This window comes from Paenibacillus sp. S29 (assembly GCF_049319765.1).
In the GTDB taxonomy this organism is placed as follows: domain Bacteria; phylum Bacillota; class Bacilli; order Paenibacillales; family Paenibacillaceae; genus Paenibacillus; species Paenibacillus polymyxa_B.
Genome location: NZ_JBMOUI010000008.1, coordinates 269,199 through 278,651, shown reverse-complemented (window position 1 = coordinate 278,651; position 9,453 = coordinate 269,199). Strand labels below are relative to the sequence as shown.

The window sequence follows — 9,453 nt, the reverse complement described above, 5'->3', positions numbered from 1 at the left end:
TACTTCATATCCACTGTGCGGTGGTCCAGATAGAAGAAGCCTTCAGGCTTGCCATCACGGATCATATAGCCGCTGTCTGGGTCTGTTTTGCTCACTTTAATTTCTTTTTCTTCGTTCACTTCCTCTCGGGATTTTAAGGCTTTTTTCCGTGGCTTTTCCGGTCCTCCTTCACCGCTTCGTTAAGCTCGTCCATATAGTCTTTGGTATTCTGCAACACTTGTTCTTTGGTGTACTGGTGTCTGTTAGCATTGGCTTTGACGTGTGTGGAATCGGTGACGAGAACACGCCCACCCACCATTCGGTGAGAGATCGCCTGCAGCACAATTTCATCGAAGATATCTTGAAAGATCGTGGTGTCTTTAAAGCGAGTGCGACGATTCCAGCTAATCGTCGTATGGTCTGGAACCTTATCCGTTAAGCCCAGCCCCAGGAACCAGCGATAAGCCAGGTTCGTCTGAATTTCACGCTCGAGTTGTCGTTCTGAGCGAATGCCATAGAAATAACCGAGAAAGATCATTTTAAACAACACGGTAGGATCAATGGCAGGACGCCCGTTGTCTGCACAATACAGCGGGCTTACCTTCTCATGAATAAAGGAGAAGTCTATATATGTATCCACTTTACGAAGCAGATGATCTTGTGGTACCAGTTCTTCCAGAGAAACCAATTCAAAAGATTGTTGTTGGTCTCGATGAGGTCGCAGCATATCAACACCGTCCGTTCTACAATAGTTACCTATATTATACAACATTAACGCGGTGTCGTCTTAAATAAAATGAACATAAAAAAAGCTGTCGAGACTTTCTCGACAGCCTGAGCATTCTATATAGAATGCTTTTTATCTTTCTCATGATTTAGTGATGTATGAGAGTGTGTTAATATGCGGTCAAGTACTTTTTTAGTAAGTGGCATAAAGTAATTGAGTATTAGCCCCCCTAAACAAACGGTTAACAAAGTTCCAATGCCAATGGGTCCATTTAAAATGACTGCTATGATCAAGAATATAAGGTAGATGAATGTTCTCGAAAAAAATAGATTTGTTCTAGTAAATTCTTGTACGATCAATGTTAATCGGTCAACTGGAATTGGTGCAAAATTTGTCTGTAAATATGTTGCAGTTCCTAATCCTACAACGACTAAACCAATTCCAAAACAAACAACTTTGCTGTACCATAGTTCAGGTGTTATCAAATTGTGTAATAAAAAAAGCCACATATCAATTCCAATACCCGTTATAAATGCCGTTAACAACCCCAAAACTTCTGGTCTTTGTCTTTTTAAAAGCGAATTACAACATATCAATATTATAGCTATTATGATTTCCCAACTTCCCACAGTAAGCCCCACATTTATGGACAGTCCTACCAAAAGTGCATCAAAAGGTGAAGTCCCAAGGTCTGATTGTATAGTGAACGAAATTCCAAGGGATAATATAAAAATTCCTAATACGAAAAAAACATATCTCACTTTACTCGACCTCTTTAACATAATTTTATGTTGCAAATGCAATAAAAATAAGGTAAATTCAATATATATCATTTTTATTGCATTTGCAATAAAATAGGTGCGAAGGAGTTAACTATGAAGGAAGTACTTCGTGAAATTGGAATGATCGCAAGGGCATTAGATTCTATAAGTAATATAGAATTTAAAGATTATGACCTTACAAAAGGGCAGTATTTGTACCTTGTGCGAATATGTGAAAACCCAGGAATCATTCAAGAAAAGTTAGCTGAGATGATAAAAGTAGATCGAACAACTGCATCTCGTGCTATAAAAAAACTTGTAATTAATGGCTTTATTGAAAAGAAAGAAGATAACCATAACCAAAAAATTAAAAAACTCTTTCCAACAGATAAAGGGAACAATGTTTATCCTTTTATAAAAAGAGAAAATGATTATTCCAATAACGTTGCATTAGAGGGGTTTTCGGAAAGAGAAGTAGAAACCATTTTCAATCTTCTTCAAAGAGTGAGAGAAAATATAGGGAAAGACTGGGAATTTGTGAAAAAAGGGAACAAAAGAAATTATTGATTTACATGAAGGAGCGATACATTAAGTGACTGTAAAAATAATAAAGTGCAGCCGTGAAGATTTACAAATACTCCAAGAAATAAGTATTGAAACATTCAACGATACTTTTAAAGATCAGAATTCACCTGAAAATATGAAAGCCTATCTGGAAAGAGCATTTAATTTTCAACAGTTGGAGGATGAATTATCTAACGTCTCTTCAGAAATCTTTTTCATCTATTTCAATGAAGAACTTGCTGGATATTTAAAGGTAAATATGAATGACGCCCAATCTGAAAAAATGGGTGATGAATCGCTCGAAATTGAGAGGATTTATATAAAAAACAAATCTCAAAAACATGGGCTTGGTAAATATCTGTTAAATAAAGCTAAGGAAATTGCGATGGAGCATAATAAAAAGAAAATCTGGCTCGGCGTATGGGAAAAAAATGAAAACGCCATTGCTTTTTATAAGAAAATGGGGTTTGTTCAAACTGGCACACACTCTTTTTATATGGGTGATGAAGAACAAATTGATTTCATAATGACCAAAACAATGATATAAGTTTAGGATGATATACGGATTCTTATTATTTTATATTGTTATTTATTCACTAATGTGTATAATGTTAACTAAAATTGAATTCAAAAATGTTTTCTAGGGTTCCGCGATGTAATATCGGCTGGTCCGAGAGAAAACTCACAGTCGTCGTACTGTGCCACGGAGGGATAAAAGCCTGGGAGAAAAACTGCTATATGCAGTATTCTCTCAGGTTTTTTTATTGCTGCTATAAATCCATACTACATTTGCAGCATTATCAAAAAGGAGGAAGCACAAAATGAACAAGACATGGTTATCTGTTGTAGTTGCGGCATTATTCGAAGTTGGATGGGTCATCGGCCTGAAACATGCCAGCGGCTGGATAGAGTGGGGGGGCACTTTAGTTGCCATTTTAGTAAGTTTCATACTCATGATTATGGCTTCCCGTACGCTTCCGGTAGGTACGGTGTATGCAGTATTTGTCGGGTTGGGAACGGCCGGCACTGTATTAGCAGAAATTTTGTTGTTTGGTGCTGAGGTACAGGGATCTAAATTGTTGCTAATTGGGGTGCTTCTGCTCGGAGTTGTAGGGCTCAAAATACAGAGTAAAGAGAAGAAACAAGGAAAAGAGGTGGACTGACGTATGAACTGGGTATTTCTAATTTTGGCAGGCCTATTTGAGATGATGGGAGTTCTCATGATTAATAAGCTCCATAAAGACCAGAATTTCCTGTCTGCTTTTTACCTGCTTGCAGGCTTTGGATTGAGCTTCTTGTTTCTATCCCTGGCCATGGAAACACTACCAATGGGAACGGCCTATGCTGTCTGGACCGGTATTGGAGCTTCTGGCGGTGCCATATTGGGCATGATCTTTTACAGTGAACCGCGTAATACCGCGAGAATTCTGTTCATCGCGATGGTACTCGGTTCAGCAGTTGGCCTAAAGCTGGTAAGCTGAATAATGATAGAATTGGAAAAATTAAAGAAAATAGATAGAGAAGACCAGTATGCAGACAAAGTATCGATAAGAAATTTTGTCTGCATGTTTTTTTGCATTTTCTTACCCTTCTATACTCTGATCTTTAGGATCGTCGCGTTGTGTTTTCAGTTTTAGAAAATGAAGAGTCAATTGAAGTTTCAGGCGAATATCACCATCGCTTAGATCAATCTCAAAAAGCTCACGTATCCTGTTGATTCGATAGAACAAAGTATTTCTATGAATAAAAAGTGTTTTAGCAGCAATATTTGGAGTGTCCACATATTGAAGATAGGCTTCAAGGGTAGGCAGCAAACTTGTTTTGTGGGCATTGTCATAAACAATTAACTTTTGGATAACCGGATGGCAGAAGTCAGCGAGATCATTCTGTTCCGATATGATCTTTCCAATATGTTCGCAGAGATAGTCCTCATACATATACACTGGCTTGTTAGAATTAAGTTGGAAACCAATCTCGATGGCAGTTAGGCATTGCTTATAATATTTTCGCAAAAAAGTTAAATGACTAAAGCAGTCACTCAGCGAAGCAGTTAGTCCGTTTACTTGGAGAAATTCCAGAATTCGTTTGTCTTTAGCAATGATTTTACAGGATGAATCAACAAGGGAAATGAGAAATACAATACGTCCCTGATACACGATCCAACGGCTATCCGGCAGTAATTGGATCATATGCTGTGCAACCAGCTGAACTTTCCCGTCAAAAAAGCCGTTCTTCAAGTCTGTCAAGGTCCTCACTCTCAGGTAAGGTGTAAGCGTCCATTCCAGATGAGTCAGTCGCATTGCGATAATATTAGCATCATTGAGCTCGCCTGTAAGCAGTTCGGAAAGCAAAAAACTATGCATCATTCCTGGATTGCAATTATAAAAGTTGTTCTTTTGCAATTCTACCGAAACCAGCTCACAAAGAAATTGTACGAGTTCAAAATCAATATCTGTAAATTTGCGAAGCTCCATAACACTGACCTGCGCGAATTCTATACCATGTACGTACACAAAAGCTGTTATCCAACAGTCGTTGGTCTCGGGATCACGTGAATAATAAGGAATAAGAGCCATACGGGTCAGTTCGTACAGATTGGATTTCTTCATGCTCTCAATATTACTGTCAAGAATATAGCCCGAATTTCGCTGCTGTTCGATATCAGGTCGGCTGGGGATAGGGGCTTGACACATAGCGAGTAACTTATAGCCTGCGTCGACAATGATTACCGGATTACCATAGATGCGGGAGGCCTCGTTTGTCAAGTTCGTCCACCCTTATGGCTGCAGGAATGGTTCCTTGTATCGCTGCGCGTGAGGAGATGGTAAACAATAGTCATGATGGAGTGGGCGACCGCCACGGCCACTCGGTTTCTGCCTTTTCAGCCTCGGTACTGAACACCCGGGTAATTGTCGGATCTGCATACGGAATGGGCAACTTCAATGAGTGCCGAACAAAGGTATTTGTTGCCTTTGCGAGAGTCTTGGAGGATATTCGTTTACCACTTTCGTTCTGCCTTGGAACTAGACCTATCCACAAACAGAGATGAGTGTCGGAGGGGAAACGCGCACCAATGTCGGTCCCGACTTCGTGCAGAATTTGTTCCACGGTGGTGTTGCGATCCCCGGGATCGTATCTAGCCTTCTTCAGCGTTCTTCGGGCGAATGCAGCCAGCTTTTCCGTACCTTCTTCACCCTCGATCAGGGCATACCATCATGTCGCGGCTGCTCCCCCCATGATGTCGGAGACAACGGCAGCTAGTTTAATGTTGGCTCCTTCCAGCACTTTTTGGCCCGGTTGTGTTCGCGGGACCGTCTCTGACGGTAACGAACTAATTCGCGCAGTTCTCTTAGGTTCCGGTCTGGGATGTAACTGAGTTTCAGCAGACCGTAGCGGAGCAGATTACAAATCCATTCTGCATCTTTTACGTCCGTTTTCCTGCCGGGAACGGCTTTGATGTGCTGGGCGTTAACAACGAGGAACTGAATTTCTTCAGCTTCAAGCAAATTAACGATCGGTTTCCAGAACACACCGGTACTTTCCATGGCCACATGAGTGCAGCAATGTTGCTTGATCTAGTCGATCAAATCAAGCAGGAAAACCGTGTAGGTATGAAACGTCTTAATCGCTTTCCTTCGGGAGTTACGACACATGCGGTAATGGACTTCTTGTGAACATCCAAACCGCAAGCTCGCTCGATCAGGACATCCATAACATTCACCTTTCTACGGCAATTAAAATTGAGAACTGGCGCAACAACCAGCAAAGGGTTACTCTCCCCAGCGTGCTTCTATGTTTCGGTTAGAAAAGAATCATTAAGAGGCAGGCATTAGAAAAAGTTTTTAAACATATTATAGGTAATATCCGTTCAAATATGTTGGGGAGGATATCATAAAACCTATGTTACCTATGGAAGAATATTTCGGTAAGTTAGAACACGTTTATTCATTTTATAGGGCTATGCCTACAGGCGTTAGTGTATCAGAAACCGGGCGTATCTTCATTTGCTTTCCGAAATGGGGAGATGACGTTAGATTTACGGTAGCGGAAATTGTTGAGGGTCGGTTGCAGCCTTATCCTAATTTAGAAACGAATTTGGTAAATCCTTTGAATATCACTATGTCCTTCATCAGTGTCCAAAGTGTAATTGCTGATGGAAGGGGAACCCTGTGGGTACTGGATACAGCTGCACCAAATTTTTCTGAGCCTATTAAAGGAGGGGCAAAATTAGTCGCTGTAGATTTAAAAACAAATACAATAAGAAAAGTATACACGTTTGCAGAAGATGCAATCTTGCCGACAACGTATCTGAATGATGTCCGATTTGATTTTCGTGTTGGTAAATCAGGTTACGCATATATAACGGATTCTTCTTCCAAAGGTCCAGGCGCTATTATAGTCGTAAATTTAGAAAATGGAAATGCGTTTAGACGGTTAAATGGAGCAAATTCAACTTCACCCGATCCGTATTTTTTACCGAAAGTGGAAGGTGAAATTTTGATGAATCGAAACACAGATGGTTCGACATCTCCCTTACGATTGGCCTCTGATGGTATAGCCATTTCCCGTGATGGAAAAATGTTATTCTATTGTCCATTAACCAGTCGTCATCTATACTCGATCTCAACAGAAGCCCTAAGAGACAGAACGATACCGGATTTCAACTTACGTTATCATGTGCAGTATTGGGGAGAAAAAGGTGCGTCTGATGGATTGATAACCGATGCAAAAGGAAACGTTTACGCTGGTGACTATGAAAACGATAGTATTCGAAAGATATTTCCGAATGGAATAATGGAAACCATCGCACATGATCCGAGAATTTTATGGCCGGATACTTTTTCTATTGGTCCAGATCAATACTTATATGTTATTGTGAACCAATTACATCGGCAGGCAAGATTTCATTATGGAAAAGACCTGCGACAAAAACCTTATAGTTTACTTCGTATAAAAATTGATGAATTACCTGCTCCCACCTTTTAATAAATATTCACTTTACAAAGTTGACTTTATTTGAATAGAAAATGCATTTCATAACCAATGCATGCTGCCACACAATTAGTAGCGGCATGTATTATTAATTTGAGCAATTCCAGGGAAGCTCTACATATTCTTATGTATACTTAAATTAGAACGTTTACGTTTTTTGAGAAATTGGAAATCAAATAGTTTTAATCGGTATGCTAGCTGCTGTTATTTTTGATCTTAAGCACTACACTACATTGTAGACTATCGGTACTCTGTTAAGAGCTAACAGGCAGTTTAGTCCAACGAGTAATCCTAATTCCGAAAAAAACATAATGGATAATGGAGCTGCAAACTGGCGACGGTAACTCAACTGGTGTTAGTCTCTTTAATCCAGCTTAGGTTCTTCGATTATATAAATCAAACCGGTGAATCGGTGGATAGCCTTTAAGCCAATGATATGCGTAGCTTCTTGTGGAACCGCAGATAAGAGTCAAGCAGATGATTAGGCACGTCAGGAAAAATTTAAAAATCTTGATATAGTGGTATAATGATTTATTGAACAGAATTTATCGTTACCAGGAGGAAAAGTCGATGGATAGCCAACAAATTCTCATCCGAAACAACGTCAAAGTAAGGGGCTTTGGTTCCAAGACTCTTATATTCGTCCATGGCTTTGGCTGTGACCAGAACATGTGGCGCTTTGTCGCACCAGCTTTCGAAGAGAAGTACAAGCTGGTATTGTTTGACTTTGTAGGTTCGGGAAAGTCCGATATGCAGGCCTATAATCCTTATATTTATCATGATCTGAACGGGTATGCCCAGGATATCTTAGACATTTGTTCAGCGCTCGAATTGAAGAATGCCATTCTAGTGGGTCATTCCGTCGGTGCTACTATCGGTATGCTGGCCTCTATTCAAAGATCGGAATACTTTGATCGGCTTGTTCTGATTGGTCCTTCTGCACGATATTTGAACGATTTACCTGATTACATCGGCGGGTTTGAACGGGAAGATCTGATGGATTTATTGGACTTGATGGATCAAAACTTTCAAGGTTGGGCGAGCTATCTGGCTCCTGTCATTATGGGGAATACAGACCGACCGGAATTATCTCAAGATCTTGAGTTAAGTTTTTGCGCGACCGATCCTAAGGTAGCCCGTCGTTTTGCGGAAGCAACGTTTCTCTCTGATTACCGTAAGGAACTCGGCAAGGTAGTGGTGCCTTCGTTGATTTTGCAATGCTCCGATGATGTAATCGTTCCGATGGAAGCTGGAGCCTATATCCACCAGCAGATGAAGGAGAGCGAGTTCCGACTGATGGATGCAACCGGTCATTGTCCACACGTAAGCCATCCGGATGAAACCATTAGACTCATCAGCGAATATCTTGCCTCAATCGATTCAATACAGGAAAGCGAGTTGCACACATAATATGGACGAACGGTTGGATCATGCCCCCTGCGGTTATTTGTCGATGGATCAAAATCTGACAATACGCATCGTCAATGCAACGCTGTGTCGCTTGTTAGAATATGAAAAACAAGGGGTAAACGGTATCAGTTTTGAATCCCTGCTAAATCGGTCCAGCCAAATTTTCTTTCAGGTTTATTTTTTACCGTTGATTCGGCTTAATCATCACGTAGATGAGATATATTTAATGATGAAAACGGGTAGCGGCGGAACACTTCCCGTTCTTTTAAATGCTGTGATTCGAGAGCAGGGAGACGAATTGGTGTACGATTGTGTCTTAATTCCCATGCTGCGTAGGAAGGAATACGAGCAACAGATTGAAAAAGCTGAGAAAGCCTATCGGAAGGCGGAAGAGGAGCTACTAAGGATTGAGAAGCAGCTTGATAAAAAAAAGGAAGAACTTTCATCTTTACCTAATCCCAAGATATAGTTCAATGCTTCTTTGAGTAGTTATACTCTAAAAGCCCGAATCGTGGTATTATCCCCTTTTAGTAGACAAGAGAAAAAAGACATCTGTTTGAAATGACCCCTATCAAGTAAACAGTAATAAAAAAAGCAATATTTAAGCAACCTGAGTCCGATATTTATACGGTCTTAGGTTGTTTAATTTTATGCAGAGAATATTAGTTTTTATGGATAGACGTTAATTAGATAACATGTTCCACTTTTTCACCTGTCGAAAAGTGTAGCGTTTAAAACACTCTGATTTGAAAATGGTTAAAGAAATTTCAAGTCATTTCTACATGATCTAATAGGCGATAATCTCGTTGTTATACAGGTCTTTGATGGCAGATAGGTTTTATGTCCATTAAATATTAAATAGCGTAATAAGGATTTTTCTTACGTATAACAGCTTAACTCCTCATCTCGTTCATCAAGCGTATTCTCGATCCATACTTTGACCCGTCGATAATCGTAGATTCCTTTTACCTCTTTACAGCATCCGCTATCTTCATTTTGATCTGTTCATCCTCGAGCTGC

9 protein-coding genes, 2 pseudogenes and 1 riboswitch are annotated in these 9,453 nt (G+C 40.1%); of the genes and pseudogenes, 7 read left to right on the top strand and 4 right to left on the bottom strand.

What is annotated here, in order from left to right:
• A pseudogene (locus ACL9RM_RS16150) lies at positions 1 to 706 on the bottom strand (transposase); the annotation flags it as partial.
• Positions 707 to 822: 116 nt separating this feature from the next.
• Positions 823 to 1,467, bottom strand: a complete 645-nt coding sequence (locus tag ACL9RM_RS16145; RefSeq protein WP_250261353.1) for a YczE/YyaS/YitT family protein — start codon at positions 1,465 to 1,467, stop codon at positions 823 to 825.
• 114 nt (positions 1,468 to 1,581) lie between these two features.
• Here ACL9RM_RS16145 and ACL9RM_RS16140 point away from each other — a divergent pair, with 114 nt between their 5' ends.
• From ACL9RM_RS16140 to ACL9RM_RS16125, 4 genes are all read left to right on the top strand, one after another.
• Complete coding sequence (locus ACL9RM_RS16140; protein WP_250261352.1) at positions 1,582 to 2,034, top strand: MarR family winged helix-turn-helix transcriptional regulator; 453 nt, start codon at positions 1,582 to 1,584, stop codon at positions 2,032 to 2,034.
• 25 nt (positions 2,035 to 2,059) lie between these two features.
• Positions 2,060 to 2,578 (top strand): GNAT family N-acetyltransferase, encoded by a 519-nt coding sequence (locus ACL9RM_RS16135; RefSeq protein WP_250261351.1) that lies wholly within the window; start codon positions 2,060 to 2,062, stop codon positions 2,576 to 2,578.
• An 82-nt stretch (positions 2,579 to 2,660) separates the two neighbouring features.
• A riboswitch (guanidine-I (ykkC/yxkD leader) is annotated at positions 2,661 to 2,759 on the top strand.
• A gap of 93 nt (positions 2,760 to 2,852) precedes the next feature.
• Positions 2,853 to 3,194, top strand: a complete 342-nt coding sequence (locus ACL9RM_RS16130; protein ID WP_250261350.1) for a DMT family transporter — start codon at positions 2,853 to 2,855, stop codon at positions 3,192 to 3,194.
• 3 nt (positions 3,195 to 3,197) lie between these two features.
• A complete protein-coding gene (locus ACL9RM_RS16125) occupies positions 3,198 to 3,512 on the top strand; it encodes a DMT family transporter (protein ID WP_235309833.1) in 315 nt (104 codons plus the stop codon).
• A 102-nt stretch (positions 3,513 to 3,614) separates the two neighbouring features.
• On the opposite strand, the gene ACL9RM_RS16120 is transcribed toward ACL9RM_RS16125, so the two are convergent.
• Both ACL9RM_RS16120 and ACL9RM_RS16115 read right to left on the bottom strand, forming a co-directional pair.
• Positions 3,615 to 4,796 (bottom strand): PucR family transcriptional regulator, encoded by a 1,182-nt coding sequence (locus ACL9RM_RS16120; RefSeq protein ID WP_250261349.1) that lies wholly within the window; start codon positions 4,794 to 4,796, stop codon positions 3,615 to 3,617.
• Positions 4,797 to 4,834: 38 nt separating this feature from the next.
• A pseudogene (locus tag ACL9RM_RS16115) lies at positions 4,835 to 5,743 on the bottom strand (IS110 family transposase); the annotation flags it as partial.
• A gap of 179 nt (positions 5,744 to 5,922) precedes the next feature.
• Between ACL9RM_RS16115 and ACL9RM_RS16110 the strand changes: the two are divergent.
• From ACL9RM_RS16110 to ACL9RM_RS16100, 3 genes are all read left to right on the top strand, one after another.
• A complete protein-coding gene (locus ACL9RM_RS16110; RefSeq protein WP_250262075.1) occupies positions 5,923 to 7,017 on the top strand; it encodes a major royal jelly family protein in 1,095 nt (364 codons plus the stop codon).
• A gap of 576 nt (positions 7,018 to 7,593) precedes the next feature.
• Positions 7,594 to 8,433, top strand: coding sequence for an alpha/beta fold hydrolase (locus ACL9RM_RS16105; protein WP_250268353.1), 840 nt, complete (start codon positions 7,594 to 7,596; stop codon positions 8,431 to 8,433).
• A 1-nt stretch (position 8,434) separates the two neighbouring features.
• On the top strand, positions 8,435 to 8,902 hold the full coding sequence (locus ACL9RM_RS16100; RefSeq protein ID WP_069291945.1) for a PAS domain-containing protein: 468 nt from the start codon (positions 8,435 to 8,437) through the stop codon (positions 8,900 to 8,902).
• Positions 8,903 to 9,453 lie beyond the last annotated feature (551 nt).